The sequence below is a fragment of the Runella rosea genome (genome assembly GCF_003325355.1).
Lineage (GTDB): Bacteria > Bacteroidota > Bacteroidia > Cytophagales > Spirosomataceae > Runella > Runella rosea.
In genome coordinates, this window is the sequence record NZ_CP030850.1 from 314,971 (window position 1) to 330,587 (window position 15,617).

The window sequence follows — 15,617 nt, forward strand, 5'->3', positions numbered from 1 at the left end:
TTCCTCTGCACCTATGCCTGCGCCTATTCGCATTGATTTTTTTGCCATTGTGATTTTATTAGGCGTTGTGCAGGGCGTCTTGCTGGGAGGGCTTTTTCTGACTGGAACCCGTGCCAAGACCGTCTCAAACCGGATGATGGGCTGGACAATGTTGGCTTTTTCGGCGGCGATTCTGGAAGTGTTTTTATGCTATTCCAATTATCAGTTTCAATTTCTTTGGACCGATAATTTTGCTGAGCCAACCAACTTCCTGCTGGCGCTTTTGCCCTATTTTTTCGGCTATACCCGCCTGCACGGTCGCTTGCCCAAAGGCTGGCGTTGGCACTTGATTCCGTTTGTGTTTTGGTGCGTTTATTCGGTGTTTTGGCAGTTCCAGTCGTTTGATTATAAATACAACTCCTACATCAGTGCGTGGCATCCAGAGTTGCCTTATCGCCCGTTTACTTTTTGGCTTCCCGAAGACCCGCTCTATCTGCGCGACTACGTCAATGATCTGACGCTGGTAAGTATGGCTGTTTACATGGTTTTGTCATTGAAAGAGATCTACGGAGCTTTTAAAAAAAACGATACTACTTTGTTTACCCTTCAACGAGTGGTGCCTTTGACCCAACTGCGTAACTTTAACCTGCTTATTTTCTTATTTCCGATTGTTTTTGTGGTGGTAAAACTCAACTATAAACAAGATTTAGGAGATTATATTCTGGGAAGTTTAACCACTTTTTACATTTACCTCACGAGTTATTTATTGATCAATCATTCGGTGCTATTCAAGGTAGAATCTTCGGGTGCTGAAATCAAAAAGAAGTACGAAAAGTCCTCTCTTTCTGATGATTATGGTGAAACAATTCTGCAAAAATTGCAAACTTATTTAAAGGAAGAAAAACCATACCTCGAAAACGACATTACCCTTCCTAAACTGGCCCAACGGCTCTCGGTTTCGCAGCACCACCTCTCGCAGGTGCTCAACGACCGCCTCAATCAATCGTTTTTCGATTTGATGGCGACGTACCGTGTTGAGGAAGCCAAAAGGCTATTGGCCGATAAAGCACTTTCTCACCTCAAAATCGACGAGATTGCCGAGCGTGTTGGGTACAATTCTACGTCGGCGTTTCATACGGCGTTTAAACGCATTACGGGCAAAACGCCCGCGCAGTTTCGGGCAAATAACTAATTTTTTACGGCCCCCAATAGCATAAATCCCGCTACTTTAAAACCCGCTTTGAGCAGCGCCGCTTTTGACGCCTTGTTGGCGAGAGCGCAACGAGCCGCTGGCACTCTTCCCTGTTGATAACATTCTCTTTTCAGTTCTTGGATCAGATAACTGCCTAGTCCTTTTTCACGTTGGTTTTCTGTGACTTCCATAAATAAATCGGCAAAAGGAACATTATAGTGCAGCATGATTCCACCTGTAGCTACCACTTTTTGTTGGTACTCCAACACGTATGTTCCCGAACATTCCACGTGCGGGTCGTCATCCCTGCGAAGGCGAAATTGCACTTCTGGAGGTTGGAAGTCGGTCACAAAATGGTCTTCAAAAAGGATTGCCTGTGCATTAATATCCCGCGCAACCTCGTACGCCATTGAACTAAGTAGGGCGTCATTGCTCTGATATTCAAGGTAAACAGCCTTAGAAACTTTTATCAATTCTTCTAAAAATGCGGCGGCGTATTTACGATAGGCAGGGATGAGGTAAAACTCAAAAATGGTATCTCTATCTGGAATCTCTTGCCCTTTAAGAGAGCCGTAGCCAACGGTGTGCTGCCCGAGCGTAAGTCGGTACGAATCGGTCCATCCCCGTTCGTGACAGGCGTTGTATCTGATTTGAAAATTGTTTTCTTGAAGAAATAAAGAGCGAAAGGGCTTAATAGTGGCAAGGGTGGTTTTTTGTACTTTAAATTTCATATAGGCGTTGAGTAATAAAACCTAAAGATAGGTATTTTGTAAAGATAGAAAACAGCCATTTTGGTTCTTTCAGGATATTAATTTCGGTTGCCTTAATAAGAATATTTCTTAAATTAAAATCGTAATCAGTTGTAAATGAGTCACTAAAATCTGCTTGTGAGACATAAAAAATGAGGGTAGATTCCAACCAAATCGGTTTAAATGGTGTCTTGTAGGTAGTTCTTAGCCATCGATGCACCCATGAAAACATTTATTTTAATTTCTAATCTGATATTTTTAATAACAGTAATTGCCTGCAAAAAATCTTCCGTCACCATCGAAGTGTCTAGGGACGAGCAAATGGCAAGGATGAAGGCCGACTTCAGTTCGTTGGATGGAACCGACTGGGTCTTGAAAAATTACGCGACCAGTCCTTTACCGACAAAGCTGAAAAATACCATAACCCTGAAATTTGAAAAACAATCTGCTGTCAGCTATCACGTAAGTGGTCGCAGTTTTGTTAATTGGTACGGCGGAGATTTTAATTTGGATGAAGAAAAAGGGCTGGTGGTCAACAAAGAGCATTTGGTCTCCACCGAAATGGCTGGCCCGCCGGAAAACATGAAAGCCGAAGAAACGTATTATCAGCATCTTCAAAAGGCTTCCTGCTTTAAAATTGAGGGAAATGGACTTTGGCTTTATGTCGCTAAAACTGATTCAGCCGAAGAGGTCATGTATTTTATAAAAAAGTGATTGGTTTCTAAGTTAGTAATGAATAACTGCGTAAGCAGTTGGTTGAGCGTTGATTTCGAAAATGCCCTCTATTGTATCAGGAGGGTATTTTTTATGCTTGCCGATAAGCACGAACTTCGACTTTGTCGGCAGATAGGGTTTAATTATCAGCAAGGTTGTTGTTTTGCATCAAATAAAACAACAACTATGAACAACGCGCAAACAGCCACTTCTTTATCTTCATCCATTGTCGCCACTCGCCGCTATGACCTCGACTGGTTGCGGGTGATTTGCATCGTTATTTTGCTTTATTATCACGTCGGAATGATTTATGTTCCTTGGGATTGGCACATCAAAAGCACCGAAAAAAGTGAGGTCATGCAGTGGATTATGATTTGGCTGCATTATTGGCGTATGCCGCTTCTGTTTTTCATTTCTGGCGCAGGAACGTACTTTGCCCTCAAAAAACGAACCTATGGTGGCTATGCCCGTGAGCGTATTACGCGGTTATTTGTGCCGCTGGTTTTTGGGATGTTTGTCATCGTGCCCCCGCAAATTTATTACGAACGCCTTTTTAATGGTGTTCAATTCAACGGCTACGGTGATTTTTATCGAACGGTTTTTGATTTTATTCCTTACCCCAAAGGCAGTTTTAGTTGGCATCATCTGTGGTTTGTGGCGTATCTTTTTTTGTTTTCGCTGGTTAGCATTCCCGTGTTTCGTTGGCTGAAAGCAGGCAGTGGTTTAAGGTTCATGGATTGGACAGAACGCTTGGTGGCCCGCAAAGGCGGAGCGCTTTGGTATGCTTTGTTGATTTGTATCAGCCAAGTAATTTTGCAACATTTTTATCCCGATGAGACCCATGCACTCATCGACGATTGGGCCTATTTTGCCTTCAACCTCCTGTTGTTTTGGGGGGGATATATACTAGTAAGTCGACCTGTATTTTGGCAAATGATGCTCAATCAACGCCGTATTTACGCTTGGGCTACGTTCATTACCACCGTGATTATGTACAGCTTATACATCGCAATTCGGTTTTATCATCCTGAGTGGGACGATGTTTGGTGGTGTGATTTACTTTGGGATATAAATTCGTTTTGCTTGACGTGGTTTTCGGTCTTAGCTTCTATCGCATACGGCCACAAATACCTCAACCGCCCGCACCCTATTTTGTCAAAACTCAATGAAGGCGTTTATCCATTTTATATTTTGCACCAGACTGTTATCGTCGCCGTGGGCTATTACTTACTCAAACTTAACTTGGGCGTTTGGGGCGGTTTTTGGGTGATTAGCACGGTGTCATTGGCTTTAAGTGTTGGCTTATATTGGTTGATTATTAAACGAGTAAAAATCCTACGTTTGGTCTTTGGGTTAAAATAACCCTATGCTAAATGACATATAAAAAATACGGAAATTCTGAACTGTTTGATGATAAAAGCACTATTGATGTGCGATTTGAAGGTGAGGAAGTGTTTCTTATCAAACAAAAAAAGTGGACAACAAAAGAGCTTGAAGACCAAGTGGCTAATTTGTACTATTCTGGTGAAAATCTACCCAAAGACCCTGCGGTAGAAAAAGCCCGACTGCCGCCCTTTGCATTGTCATTTTATAAATTCATTTTCTTCAAATCACGTTTGCCTGATGAAACGGAGTTTTGGAATTACTACCTAAAACAACATTTTACCCCCGCCGAGGGTGACTGTGTTCAGGTGAACATTAAGGGGAGTGTAAAGACGTTTGCGGCCAGTTCGGTAAAAGCCCGAATGTTGCGGAGTTATCCATCCTTAGTGCGTGATTTTCATTTTTACGTGCTTTGCCTGAGGTCAGACCAATTTGAAGAAGTACGTTATTCTTTGCATCGGGATTATTTTAACGGCATTGATTTATGCGTGGTGTATGCAGGTGTGGAGTTTCAGGTGTCTATTCTTCTCAACTCTCCAAGGGCGCAAATGTATAAAACTCAAAAATATAAACGCCACGAAGAAAGTCCTCAAAATGAAGTGATTATGTTGTTTGATTTGACCCGTTATTCTCATGAGAAAGGAAAAATTAAGTTGTTTTCCGAGAAGCACGTAGAAGAATTACTCGAAGCATTGAAGTTGCGAATTGCTACCTGATCATTTAAGGTTGGCCAAGAACGCTCGTTAGGATTTGAGAACCAGAAACGCACAATAACGTACCCGAATGCACATTAATGTACAGATTTTTAGGCAAAAATGAGTAGAAAGCGCGGATTTTCTTCTAATTATAGAAAAAGCAACATCCATTTTCTAATGAATTATCACGTTTTTCCTACGTACGAAGCGCTTTCTACCCACGCAGCTGATTTTATATTGGCGTATGTTCGCAACCACCCTCAGGCCACTATCTGTGTTGCTTCGGGCGAAACTCCATTATTGACGTTTCAAAAAATTGTGGCCAACACGCAGCCTGGTGATTTTGACCAAGTGACGTTTGTGGCCTTGGATGAGTGGGTAGGCATTGCTCCCGATAATGCTGGAAGCTGCCGCTCTTACATTGATGCCCCACTGATTAAACCTTTGGGAATCAGCCCCGACCGAGTTTCGTTTTTTGACGGATTAGCCCCTGATTTAGAAGCAGAATGCCAACGTGTCAATGACTTTATTGCGAATAAAGGAGGACTAGACATCATCATGGTGGGCATTGGTTTGAATGGGCATTTGGGTTTGAACGAACCGGGAAGCTCTTTTGAATCCTACGCGCACGTTTCGGAGTTGGAAGAGGTAACAGCTTCGGTGGGGCAAAAATACTTTCAGTCAGAAACGCGGCTTACCCAAGGAATAACGGTAGGGTTAAAGCATTTTTTGGAGGCCAAAACCGCCATTGTTTTGGCAAATGGTCCTCGAAAAAAAGATATTATTAAACGGGTATTGGAAGAACCCATCAGCGAAAGCCTGCCTGCAACGGCCCTGAAATTGCATTCCAACGGGCATTTGTGGGTTGATGCGGCGGCTGATGCCAGCTAGATTCGTTTTCGTAAAGCATCAAAAGCCCCTTTCGTAAATGCCCACAGCGGTACGGTTGACATAATTTTGAGGTCTTCTAGCAGGGTGGTGTCTTCGTCCAAAAAAGCGAAGAGGCGGGGCGTGGGGTTTTTTTTGTAAAGAGCCGTAAAAACATCTTTTCCGGAAGCACGGTTTTTGAGCAATACATTGAGCAATGTGCTGTCGAGCAGCTCTTTAAATCGCTGTCGAAACTTCTTGGGCTCGTGCAGTGGCTTGCCCACCGTAACTAGATTACGCACCAACTCCTGCGTGAAGCGTTGGGTACGCTGAAAGGCATAACCCGTTGATGCCTTCACGTATCCGCCCGCCGTACCGATGCGAACTACGTGTTGACCAATGTGTTGAGGTGTTGGCTCGTCAGTCATGGGAATCACGCCGAATTCTTCGTGCTCAATGCTGAAATTTTCAACTTTGAGAAACTCTCGAATGTATTGGTGAAGCTCAAAATCGTATTCGGTGGGCGAGAGGAGGCTGTCCGAAAAAACCGTGTACTCAATCATGGCCCGCGTGGGGCTTTCGGGCAACACATACATAAATCGCACCCCGATGCCTTTTTGTTCTACCCGATAGTCCATCATCGTGGGACACTCAGGGTCAAACACAGGCTTATCGGTGATGATTTCCCAGCCTTTGAAGTGCTGAAGCATGTTATGGCAATCGTCCAAGTCCAGCCGAAGGGGTTTGATACTGTCAAAAACGTACTCGCCCAAATATTGGTCTTTGTCGGTAATGATAAAGCCCCCGTCGGGCGTGTCTTTGAGGCGTTCGATGCGCTCATTAACAAACTTAATGTTTGGATTGCCAGCCAAATCTACTTTGACAAAGTCATAGAAGTCAATTCCGCGCAGCCACTTGTAGGAGTAATCGCCCAAATCGAGCGATGAAGAGAAATTAGTACCGTGAAAAAACACCTTTTGCCATTTGCGATGCACTATTTCATCAAATGGACTTTGATTGTCTTTTTCCCAAAAACACCAAGTCCGGTCATTTTTGGTCTTGGTGTCTTGGTCAATAATAAGAATGGATTTCTCGCGCAATACGGTTTGGTTCATGTAATAAGCCAAACTCAGTCCTGCCAATCCGCCGCCTGCTATGATGAAGTCGTATTTCTGCATGGAAAACTTATTCGTAATGACCTTCTAAGGCCAGTACACGGATGGGCGTTATCAGAAACCTTATGAGCAGTTTAAATGATATTAAATTGGCACATTTACGTGGCGCTCTGAGTGATAGCTTGACCGGACCAACGGGCCTGATTCGACGTACTTGAGGCCGCGTTTGAGTCCTTCTTCGCGGTACATGGCAAAGGTTTCGGGGTGAATCCACTCAATCACTTCGTGGTGCATTTTGGTGGGTTGCAGATACTGACCCAAGGTCAAAATATCAAGTCCGTGCGCCACCAAATCGTCCATGGCCTGAAACATTTCGTCTTGCGTTTCGCCCAAGCCGAGCATAATGCCCGATTTAGTACGTTTGCCAAAGTCTTTGGTCCGACGGATTTGCTCCAAACTGCGTTCGTATTTAGCTTGCGGCCGTACGGCGCGGTAAAGTCTGGCCACGGTTTCTACGTTGTGAGAAACCACTTCCTGACCCGCAGAAATCATCCGTTCGAGGGCTGCCCAGTTGCTTTTTGTATCAGGAATCAAGGTTTCAATCGTGGTGGAAGGGCTCAATTCTTTGGTCAAAACCACCGTTTGGTACCAGATTTCGGCCCCACGGTCTTTGAGTTCGTCACGGTTTACCGATGTAATGACGGCGTGTTTGACTCCCATGGTTTTGATGGCTTCGGCCACGCGTCGTGGCTCGTCTACGTCGTATTCGTTGGGGCGACCAGTGGCTACGGCGCAGAAACTGCAACTGCGGGTGCATACATTGCCCAATATCATAAAAGTTGCAGTTCCTTCTCCCCAACATTCGCCCATGTTTGGGCAATTGCCGCTTTCACAAATCGTGTGGAGTTTGTTGGTATCTACAATGGTCCGAACTTTTTTGTATTCAGGCCCAACGGGCAATTTTACTCTTAACCAATCTGGGCGTTTTTTGCGCTCTGAAGTTATAACGGGAAGTTCTATCATTTCTGAAGTTAATTGTTGCCAGCTAACAGTTATTTGTAAAGGTTCTTTCAGCGATTAACAAATAACTAACTGTCAGCGAAGGCTATTTCTTGTTACCGAAAAACAAAGTTACATAACCCGAAGAGAACAAACTACGATTTTCGGCAAAAGGTATAATCACGGGGGCTTTGCTGAACAACTCGGTCAGGAAGCCAATCTCCAAGCCAGTGAGGTTGCTCCGAAAGGCACTCAATTCAAAACTGAACGCAATTTTGGCGTTGACGCCCGGCACGATTTTCGATTGTCCGATGCCTTGCATAATGTTTCCAGCGCCCAAAATATTGCCCAAATCGGTGTGCTTAACCGGGTCATAGGCTTCGGTACGAACCACGCCAGGGCGTACTTGGTACTGAATAAAATACGGTTTTAAAATCCCCAATGAAGCGCCGACGGCCAATATCCCGTTGATAGAAATCCCTTCCTCATTGTTGCGGTTGGAAAGGATTATTTCACGGCCATATTGCGGACGCAACGCAAAGAGATAATTTTGTTTGCCAGGCGTAAATCGTGCGCCCGTGTTGCTTGATTGGGCGAGTTCTTTCGGGTGCCGCACGTTCACCAATTCAAGGGCTAAATAACGGTATTGAGCTCTTCCAAACAGGTCTTTGTCCATTCGAGTTGAATGACGAACCACCAATCCACCCAGTAGGCCAGAGTTGGTGTTGGTCGTAACTCCGTAGGTTGTTATGGTAGAATATTCTTCCTCCTCGTCTTCAAGGTTAGTTTTAGTACGACGCTGCTGACCCCATGCTGCTTCGGAAAGGAGCAAAAAAGCCAAGATTACGGTTGATATAGATTTCATTAGACTTAACAAAAATTTTACTTAAACATAACAAAAATACCTAATAAAGTCAAGTCACTATACGTTAAAAATCGCTTAAAGGTTGCCAATTCTTTTACTATTTTAAACTATTTTAAGGGTGTTAAGGTTCAGGATATTTTTTCAAATCGTAAATTGCCACTTGTAAGAACGAATGGATTTTGTACTTTTTTTATTTTAGTCGGGCATACCCTCTTGGCCATTCAAACAAGTTCGAGATGCCGCTTACTTTTACAATATCAGCTTGGCTGAACCCGATTATGACAAAGACCCCTGCATTTATTTTTTTACTTATTGGCCTTTTTGTACATTCTCTTTATTCCCAAACTGAAGCGGTGTTTGTCGAGAAAATGCGCTTGCCTCCCAAAGCGACCCATGCCGAAACCGCTTTGCACATTGCAGAAAGTTTTTTGGGGACACCTTACGTTGCGCATACCCTTGAAAAAAGGCCAGAAGCCCTCGTTTGTGATTTGCAAACCTTTGATTGCTACACTTTTGTGGAATCTGTGTTGGCCCTGACGCTGACTCGGAAAGCCTCTGGTGGGTATGAGGAATACCAAAATTTCCTCCAAAAATTGCGCTACCGAAACGGAAAAATTACGGGATATGGCTCTAGATTGCATTATTTTCTCGAATGGAAACATCAGGCGGTGGCCAAAGGATGGCTTGTGGACGTTACCGAGTCATTGGGCGGGCTGAAAATACAGCCCACAATTCAGTTTATGACCACTCACCGAGGGTTTTATCCAGCCTTGAACGAGGAAAAAACGGTGGCGGAAATTCAAAATGCCGAGAAGCAATTGTCCCAAATTCCGTGGTTTTATATTCCTAAAAATAAGGTTGCCGCGATAGAGTCAAAATTACGGGATGGGGATATTATTGGTATAACCTCTGGCATTGCTGGATTGGATTTTAACCATGAAGGTTTTGTTGTGAGAAAAGGAGCGCGGGCGTACCTGCTCCACGCCTCCTCTGACTTAAAAAAAGTAACACTGTCGGCGGAGCCATTAGCAGATTATCTCGCTAAAATCAAAAAACATAGCGGCGTGGTCGTGTTACGAATCAATGAGTAGGGGTTAGTTGCGGGCCGAGAACCATCCTTTGGTGGTATTGGCACTTTCCAGTTTCTTCTCTAGTGTGTCGGGCAAACGCGGAAAAAAGTCAATACCCGTCATGCGTTCAATTTCATCTACACTGACCACAAACGTTTTGAGGTTTTCGCTCGAAAACTCATTTTTGAGTAAAAAACCAATCATTCGAGGTTGGTCGTCGGTGAGGCACAATGCAATTTTATAGTACATTTCAGGCACGGCAATCTCATTTCTATTTCCAATGGTGGGTAGTCCTGGTTTAAGAATCGGACCCGTAACGATGTACAATTCGCCGTCGCGTTGGGCCCATTGACGAAATTTTTGTTCTAAATCGTTCCAGATACCACGGTTAAAATCAGGTATTTGTGGACTGATATTGCTCATGTAAAACGTTTCCTGCTTGTCAGAAGGGTTGATGTTAAAATCACCAGCAGGGGCCAAGTGGCCGCGATCATAACCTGTACGAGTATAATCGGACGTGATGGCCGAACCAGTAGAAACAAGCGGGTCAGGAACGAACTTGTTGCCGTCGCGAGAGAGGTAGGCACTTGCTTCGTCGCCTGTCAATTTATAAGCGACCCAATCGGCCTGTTCGTATTGCTCCCGATAACGCAGCGTAATCTTATGATGGCGAATGATTTGGTCATTGGAGCCGATGGCAGGCAAGTTAAAATCCTTTATCTTCGCATAGTCAGCCGTGATGTTTGAAGATGTACTTCCCTCTTCGGGTTCTTCCTCGTTTGCGGCGTTTGAAGATTTGTCAATACCTTCTTTTTCCAACAACGTACGGTCGTCGGAAGCTACATCATCGGCGGTGCGGTCATCGACGGCCACATCGCTTGATTCGGGGACTTTATAGGGGTTCTTGCCGCGTTCAGGGGGATTTTTGTCGTAAACAAATACGCTTTTTACATCATTCCAAAAGGCCACGAGCGGTTTGGTCCGACCGCGATAGTGCAGCACAAGACCGATAACAATAAAAAAGAATAGTAAAAAAAGGGTATTCCCCAAGCGTAATCCTTTGCGGTGCATTCCGATGTCAGCGTTTTTGATAATTATTGCAAAGAACGGGATAAAACCTCGCGTTTAGCATCTGGATGCGCAAAGATTTTTGGACATTTGCAGCTAAATACCAAATTTTTGAATGTGCAACAACTTCAACTCATTGTCATAGGCGGAGGAGCGGCGGGCTTTATGGGCGCCATTACGGCGGCAGAAACTTTCAAAGACGCCAACGTTATTCTTCTGGAAAAAAACAGAACCTTACTCAATAAGGTACGCATCTCTGGGGGCGGTCGCTGCAACGTGACCAACGCCGTAGCGACATTGCCCGAATTATTGAAAGGCTACCCGCGCGGGGCTAAATTTCTGCGTTCTTTGTTTGAAACCTTCAACAATCAACACACAATCAAGTGGTTTGAAGGGCGCGGCGTGCCGCTCAAAATAGAGCCAGACGGACGGATGTTTCCTGCCACCAACACCTCCGACACGATTGTAGACTGTTTGATGAAAGCGGCCCATCATGCGGGGGTAAAAATTCGAACGGGGGCGGGGGTGACTCAGTTGAAGCCTGTACTGACGGGCATTGAGGTGGTACTGCAATCGGGTGAAATACTCCACGCCGACCGCGTGCTGGTTACTTCGGGTGGGCATCCGCAGTTGAGCGGCTATGATTGGCTAAGCGAGTTAGGAGTTGAAATTGTGACTCCCGTACCTTCATTGTTTACGTTCAATATCCCCGTTATTCCTTTTAAAGACCTGATGGGTGTTTCGGTAAGTGGCGTGGGCGTGAAATTGGCGGGTAGCAAATTGGCAGAAACGGGGCCGTTGCTTTTTACACACTGGGGCGTGAGCGGCCCTGCCGTGCTGAAGCTGTCCGCGTGGGGGGCGCGTGAGTTGTCAGATAAAAACTACCAGTTTGTATCGTTGGTCAATTTTACCAATAAAAAGCCGAACGAAATTTTGCAGCAGCTCACCGATTTTCAGCGCGATTCGGGTTGGCGGGCTAAGTTTGTGCCAACACAAGCCCCTTTTGGATTGCCCCAACGGCTTTGGAAGCAATTGGTTGAACTGGCCAACATTCCCGAGACCATGCGTTGGGCGGATTTGCCCGCCAAGAATATAAACCGATTGGTGGAGCATTTAACCAATTTTCAACTGGATGTACGTGGTAAAACTACGTTCAAAGAAGAATTTGTCACCTGTGGTGGAGTGGCGTTGTCGGACGTAAACCCCAAAACGCTCGAAAGTCGCAAAGTGCGGGGGCTGTTTTTTGCGGGAGAAATATTGGACATTGACGGTGTTACGGGTGGGTATAATTTTCAGGCGGCTTGGACCACAGGGTATATCGCAGGTAGGCAATTGGGGCAGTTGATAGAATAGCCTTCTTAGGCACTTAGGCGTTTACCGTTAAGTAAATCATCGTTGTGGGTGAGGAGAATAAGCGTTAAATTGGCGTAGCAATGAGCGGCAGTAATTCTTTTCGTTGTGAAAATTCTCATTTAGCTCCTCCGAACGCCCATGAAATCACTCCTTCTATTTCTGACGCTTTTATTGCTTTCAGGAGCGTCTTTTGCCCAAAAAGTCACTTTTGACGACTATAAAAAGCGGGGAGATGCCTGTTTTGTAAAACTGGATTATCAATGCGCAAAGGATAATTACGAGCGCGCCCTCCGCATTAGGGACAATGATGCCTACTGCAAAAGCCAACTCAAAAAGGCAAATGATGCGCTGAAAAAAGCAAGCACCCAAACGGTTCCGAAAAAAACGCTGCCGAAGGTAGAAAAAGAATCAGAAAATATTAGAATCGCTGAATTAAACAGAAAAGAGGGCGATGATTTGTTTAAAAGAGGTGACTATGAAGCTGCTCAGAAGAAATACGAGGCCTGTCTCAACGTGCCTTCTTTTGGAAGTGATGCGTACGTAAAAGAACAAATCAAATTTAGTCGTTTGGCGGCAGCTTTTCAGACAGATGCCAAAAATGCTTTGGCACGCGGTAACAGCCTGGAAGGGTTGGCGTATCTGAAAAAAATTCTGGAAATAAACAGTGGTGACCCCATCACGCGGCGACTAATCACTGAGCATCTTCAGCAACGAGGCAATCAGCAATTTGCCAAAAACCAATACACAGAAGCAAAGAAAAGTTATGAAGAAGCCCTGCCTTACGCCGATATCCAAACCAAAGCAGTATTGGCAAATCTTATCAACACGACCGAAAAAGAGCTGAAAACCGAGACTGAAAAAAAGGCAGAGGCTGCAAAAGTAGCGAAGCAAGAACCCAAAACTACGCCGAAAGAACCCGTAGAAACCCAAAAGTCGGTAGATAACAAACCTGCTGAGGCCATCACCAGACCAGAGGTAGTCAAAAAAGAAACCAAGCCAATTCAAGAAGTAAAATTGCCAACAGCCCCTAAGCGAAATTTAGTCCCTAAAATTGCCGTAGGTGCAATGGGAGTAGGAGCGGGGGTGTATGCTTTTATGCTCAGAAGCCAATATAATTCCAAATTGGAGGCATATTATGCACTAGGGACAGGGCGTGCTGAATATGCCAATTGGAAGAACGCCTACCAAGAAGTAAAAGATGCTCAAGGCAAAACCAAGATATACAATATTTGTTTGGGCGTAGCCGCTGGAGCAATCATTGCAGAAACAATTTTGCTGCTTAAAAAGCCCAAGGCAAGATCATCGGCGTTGCGCATAGAGCCTACCTCCGACAATTGGGGAATAGCGTTACAGTATCGTTTTTGATTGACATTATTAGCTGCTGAAATATATGAAAAAAATTATTTTGTGCTTTTCATTCCTGTTTTGGATGGGATGTAAGTGGGAAGAACCCTCTCTTGACCCTCTGATGGTGCTTGTAGAAGGGGGAAGTTTTACGATGGGCAGAATCTCTACTGACCGTGAAATAGAGACGTATAAACAGAGTATGCTGAAGATGGATGATGAACTGCCAATACATACAGTAACATTAAATAGCTTCTATATATGTAAGTACGAAGTCACTGTTAAGCAATACCGTGATTTTTGCGAAGATACAGGTCATGCCAAACCAGTCGGTATTGAGGCAGATCCAGAGGACAATCCTGTCAGGAATGTGACATGGAGAGATGCGGTTGATTATTGTGAATGGCTGAGCGATAAAACTGGCAAGCCTTATCGACTGCCAACCGAGGCCGAATGGGAATATGCCGCCCGAGGTGGAAAGTCGCTAAGAACGACGAGTTACGCTGGGAGCAGTATACTTACAAGTGTAGGGTGGTACGATGGCAATTCCAGAAGCGGCCCGCAGAATGTTGGGAAACTCAGCCGTAATAGTCTGGGATTGTATGATATGAGTGGAAATGTGTGGGAATGGTGCAGAGATTGGTATGCTCCTTACACAAATACCGCACAGACTAATCCAAGCGGGCCTGAAAAACAAACCCCTGGTACCGTTCGGTCGCACCGTGGCGGGTCATTTATGTACGGCAGTATTTTCTGTCGCGTTACCTATAGGGGTGGACCTATTTTCGGAGATGACTTAAAAACATTAAATCCAGATACATTTACCAACAATACCATTGGTTTTCGACTAGTGGCAGACGTAGAATAATTTTTTAGAAAGGCCGAATTGCTTTCACAAAGCGGTTTTTGAAGTATTTAGAATAGAGATTATCTTCCCGAACACCCTTGGAAGACGAGGCGTGGATGAACAGAATTTCGTTTTTGCCCCTTACTTCCGTCACAATGCCCACGTGCGATACGTAGCCCGCTTTGCCCGCATCTGGGACGTAAAAAATCCAGTCGCCCGCTTTGATGTCGTGTACTTCTTCGACTTCGGTGCCAAATTCGGCCTGTTGCCACGAGATACGGGGAACTTTAAGTCCCACTTCGGTATAAACACTGGCAACCAACCCTGAGCAGTCTATGCCGCGACGGTCGTTGCCGCCGCTACGGTAGGGGGTTCCAGTGAAAGTGCGTGCCGTATTTACTACGTCGCGAACGTAGTTTGTATATGCGCCTTTGGGCTTAACCGCCAAGGGACGTTTTGATGCGGGGGCTTTTGCTGCGGGTCGTGTATTGGTGCTCCTCGATGGTGCTTCTGACGTTCTGAAAACGGCACATGAAGTCATCATTAAAGCAATAAAAAGACTACCAGATTGAAATGCAAAACGTTGTTTGGATAAGTACTGGAAAAATAGACGAAAGCACATAGCGTTAGGGATAACCGGTCAAGGAAAACTATTTACTGCGTACCTCAAGGGCTGATTCTGCAAAAATAACGAACGAATAAGAAAATTAGCGTGGATATTTTTCAATTTTAGCTTTGTTTGCAAGGTAGATATGCCTTTCAACTTTTTGGGGAACTTTGAAAATCAAAAACTGTTTTAGAAAAAAGCCCAACGACCAAGAATGATTAAACTGATTACCGCTACGCAAGCGCATTTGCCCGAAATCAAACACATCGCCTATGAGACTTGGCCTGCTACTTTTGGGGCCATTCTTTCCGAAAAACAAATCGCTTATATGCTCGACTGGATGTACAGCATTCCGTCGCTGACGAGCCAGATTGAGGAGAGAGGGCACGTATTTATTTTGGCCCAAGAAGGCGACGAATATCTCGGTTATGTATCTTACGAACTGAATTGTAATGGGTTACCTAAAACAAAAATTCATAAGATTTACTTATTGCCCGCCAGTCAGGGAAAAGGCGTAGGGGCGATGCTCATTAACCACGTCGGAGAAATTGCTACCGAAAACGAGAATAAAGCCCTGTTGCTCAACGTAAATCGTTACAACAAAGCCGTTGGGTTTTACGAAAAAATGGGTTTTAACATCGTGGGAAATGAAAACATTGACATCGGCGATGGCTTTCTCATGGAAGATTATATCATGGAAAAACCGTTGTGATCGACCTTTATATTTTCCGCACATTCCAAATGTATCATTTTACTAATCCACACAATCA

General features: G+C 44.7%; 16 protein-coding genes. 10 read left to right on the forward strand and 6 right to left on the reverse strand.

Annotation, left to right across the window (positions count from 1 at the left end):
• Positions 1–13 precede the first annotated feature (13 nt).
• On the forward strand, positions 14–1,171 hold the full coding sequence (locus DR864_RS01485; protein WP_114065280.1) for a helix-turn-helix transcriptional regulator: 1,158 nt from the start codon (positions 14–16) through the stop codon (positions 1,169–1,171).
• On the opposite strand, the gene DR864_RS01490 is transcribed toward DR864_RS01485, so the two are convergent.
• Positions 1,168–1,902: a GNAT family N-acetyltransferase gene (locus DR864_RS01490; protein WP_114065281.1), complete on the reverse strand. Its 735-nt coding sequence runs from the start codon at positions 1,900–1,902 to the stop codon at positions 1,168–1,170. The genes DR864_RS01485 and DR864_RS01490 overlap by 4 nt on opposite strands.
• 240 nt (positions 1,903–2,142) lie before the next feature.
• Here DR864_RS01490 and DR864_RS01500 point away from each other — a divergent pair, with 240 nt between their 5' ends.
• The 4 genes from DR864_RS01500 to DR864_RS01515 all read left to right on the forward strand — a co-directional run bounded on the left by DR864_RS01500 (position 2,143) and on the right by DR864_RS01515 (position 5,603).
• Positions 2,143–2,634, forward strand: coding sequence for an META domain-containing protein (locus DR864_RS01500; protein ID WP_114065283.1), 492 nt, complete (start codon positions 2,143–2,145; stop codon positions 2,632–2,634).
• Between the two features lie 186 nt (positions 2,635–2,820).
• On the forward strand, positions 2,821–3,996 hold the full coding sequence (locus tag DR864_RS01505) for an acyltransferase family protein (RefSeq protein WP_114065284.1): 1,176 nt from the start codon (positions 2,821–2,823) through the stop codon (positions 3,994–3,996).
• A gap of 11 nt (positions 3,997–4,007) precedes the next feature.
• Positions 4,008–4,733 carry a hypothetical protein gene (locus DR864_RS01510; RefSeq protein WP_114065285.1) on the forward strand — a complete coding sequence of 242 codons (726 nt, stop codon included), beginning with the start codon at positions 4,008–4,010 and terminating at the stop codon, positions 4,731–4,733.
• A gap of 156 nt (positions 4,734–4,889) precedes the next feature.
• Complete coding sequence (locus DR864_RS01515) at positions 4,890–5,603, forward strand: glucosamine-6-phosphate deaminase (RefSeq protein ID WP_114065286.1); 714 nt, start codon at positions 4,890–4,892, stop codon at positions 5,601–5,603.
• Here DR864_RS01515 and DR864_RS01520 read toward each other — a convergent pair.
• The 3 genes from DR864_RS01520 to DR864_RS01530 form a co-directional block, all read right to left on the reverse strand.
• Positions 5,600–6,757, reverse strand: a complete 1,158-nt coding sequence (locus DR864_RS01520; RefSeq protein WP_114065287.1) for a lycopene cyclase family protein — start codon at positions 6,755–6,757, stop codon at positions 5,600–5,602. The two genes, DR864_RS01515 and DR864_RS01520, sit on opposite strands and share 4 nt — an antisense overlap.
• Before the next feature lie 81 nt (positions 6,758–6,838).
• Positions 6,839–7,717, reverse strand: coding sequence for a lipoyl synthase (gene lipA, locus DR864_RS01525; RefSeq protein WP_114065288.1), 879 nt, complete (start codon positions 7,715–7,717; stop codon positions 6,839–6,841).
• A gap of 82 nt (positions 7,718–7,799) precedes the next feature.
• Complete coding sequence (locus DR864_RS01530) at positions 7,800–8,558, reverse strand: hypothetical protein (RefSeq protein ID WP_114065289.1); 759 nt, start codon at positions 8,556–8,558, stop codon at positions 7,800–7,802.
• 278 nt (positions 8,559–8,836) lie between these two features.
• Between DR864_RS01530 and DR864_RS01535 the strand changes: the two genes are divergently transcribed.
• On the forward strand, positions 8,837–9,649 hold the full coding sequence (locus DR864_RS01535) for an N-acetylmuramoyl-L-alanine amidase-like domain-containing protein (protein WP_114065290.1): 813 nt from the start codon (positions 8,837–8,839) through the stop codon (positions 9,647–9,649).
• A gap of 3 nt (positions 9,650–9,652) precedes the next feature.
• Here the strand turns inward: DR864_RS01535 and DR864_RS01540 are convergent, their stop codons facing one another.
• On the reverse strand, positions 9,653–10,699 hold the full coding sequence (locus DR864_RS01540; protein WP_114065291.1) for a DNA/RNA non-specific endonuclease: 1,047 nt from the start codon (positions 10,697–10,699) through the stop codon (positions 9,653–9,655).
• 114 nt (positions 10,700–10,813) lie between these two features.
• Here DR864_RS01540 and DR864_RS01545 point away from each other — a divergent pair, with 114 nt between their 5' ends.
• The 3 genes from DR864_RS01545 to DR864_RS01555 all read left to right on the forward strand — a co-directional run bounded on the left by DR864_RS01545 (position 10,814) and on the right by DR864_RS01555 (position 14,261).
• Positions 10,814–12,049, forward strand: coding sequence for a BaiN/RdsA family NAD(P)/FAD-dependent oxidoreductase (locus tag DR864_RS01545; protein WP_114070109.1), 1,236 nt, complete (start codon positions 10,814–10,816; stop codon positions 12,047–12,049).
• A 138-nt stretch (positions 12,050–12,187) separates the two neighbouring features.
• Positions 12,188–13,414, forward strand: a complete 1,227-nt coding sequence (locus DR864_RS01550) for a tetratricopeptide repeat protein (RefSeq protein ID WP_114065292.1) — start codon at positions 12,188–12,190, stop codon at positions 13,412–13,414.
• A 25-nt stretch (positions 13,415–13,439) separates the two neighbouring features.
• On the forward strand, positions 13,440–14,261 hold the full coding sequence (locus DR864_RS01555; RefSeq protein WP_114065293.1) for a formylglycine-generating enzyme family protein: 822 nt from the start codon (positions 13,440–13,442) through the stop codon (positions 14,259–14,261).
• Between the two features lie 4 nt (positions 14,262–14,265).
• Here the strand turns inward: DR864_RS01555 and DR864_RS01560 are convergent, their stop codons facing one another.
• The gene (locus DR864_RS01560) at positions 14,266–14,784 is read right to left on the reverse strand and encodes a C40 family peptidase (protein WP_229599491.1); all 519 of its coding nucleotides are present in this window, start codon (positions 14,782–14,784) and stop codon (positions 14,266–14,268) included.
• 277 nt (positions 14,785–15,061) lie between these two features.
• On the opposite strand from DR864_RS01560, the gene DR864_RS01565 reads away from it, so the two are divergent.
• The gene (locus DR864_RS01565; RefSeq protein WP_205319181.1) at positions 15,062–15,559 is read left to right on the forward strand and encodes a GNAT family N-acetyltransferase; all 498 of its coding nucleotides are present in this window, start codon (positions 15,062–15,064) and stop codon (positions 15,557–15,559) included.
• Positions 15,560–15,617: the final 58 nt, after the last annotated feature.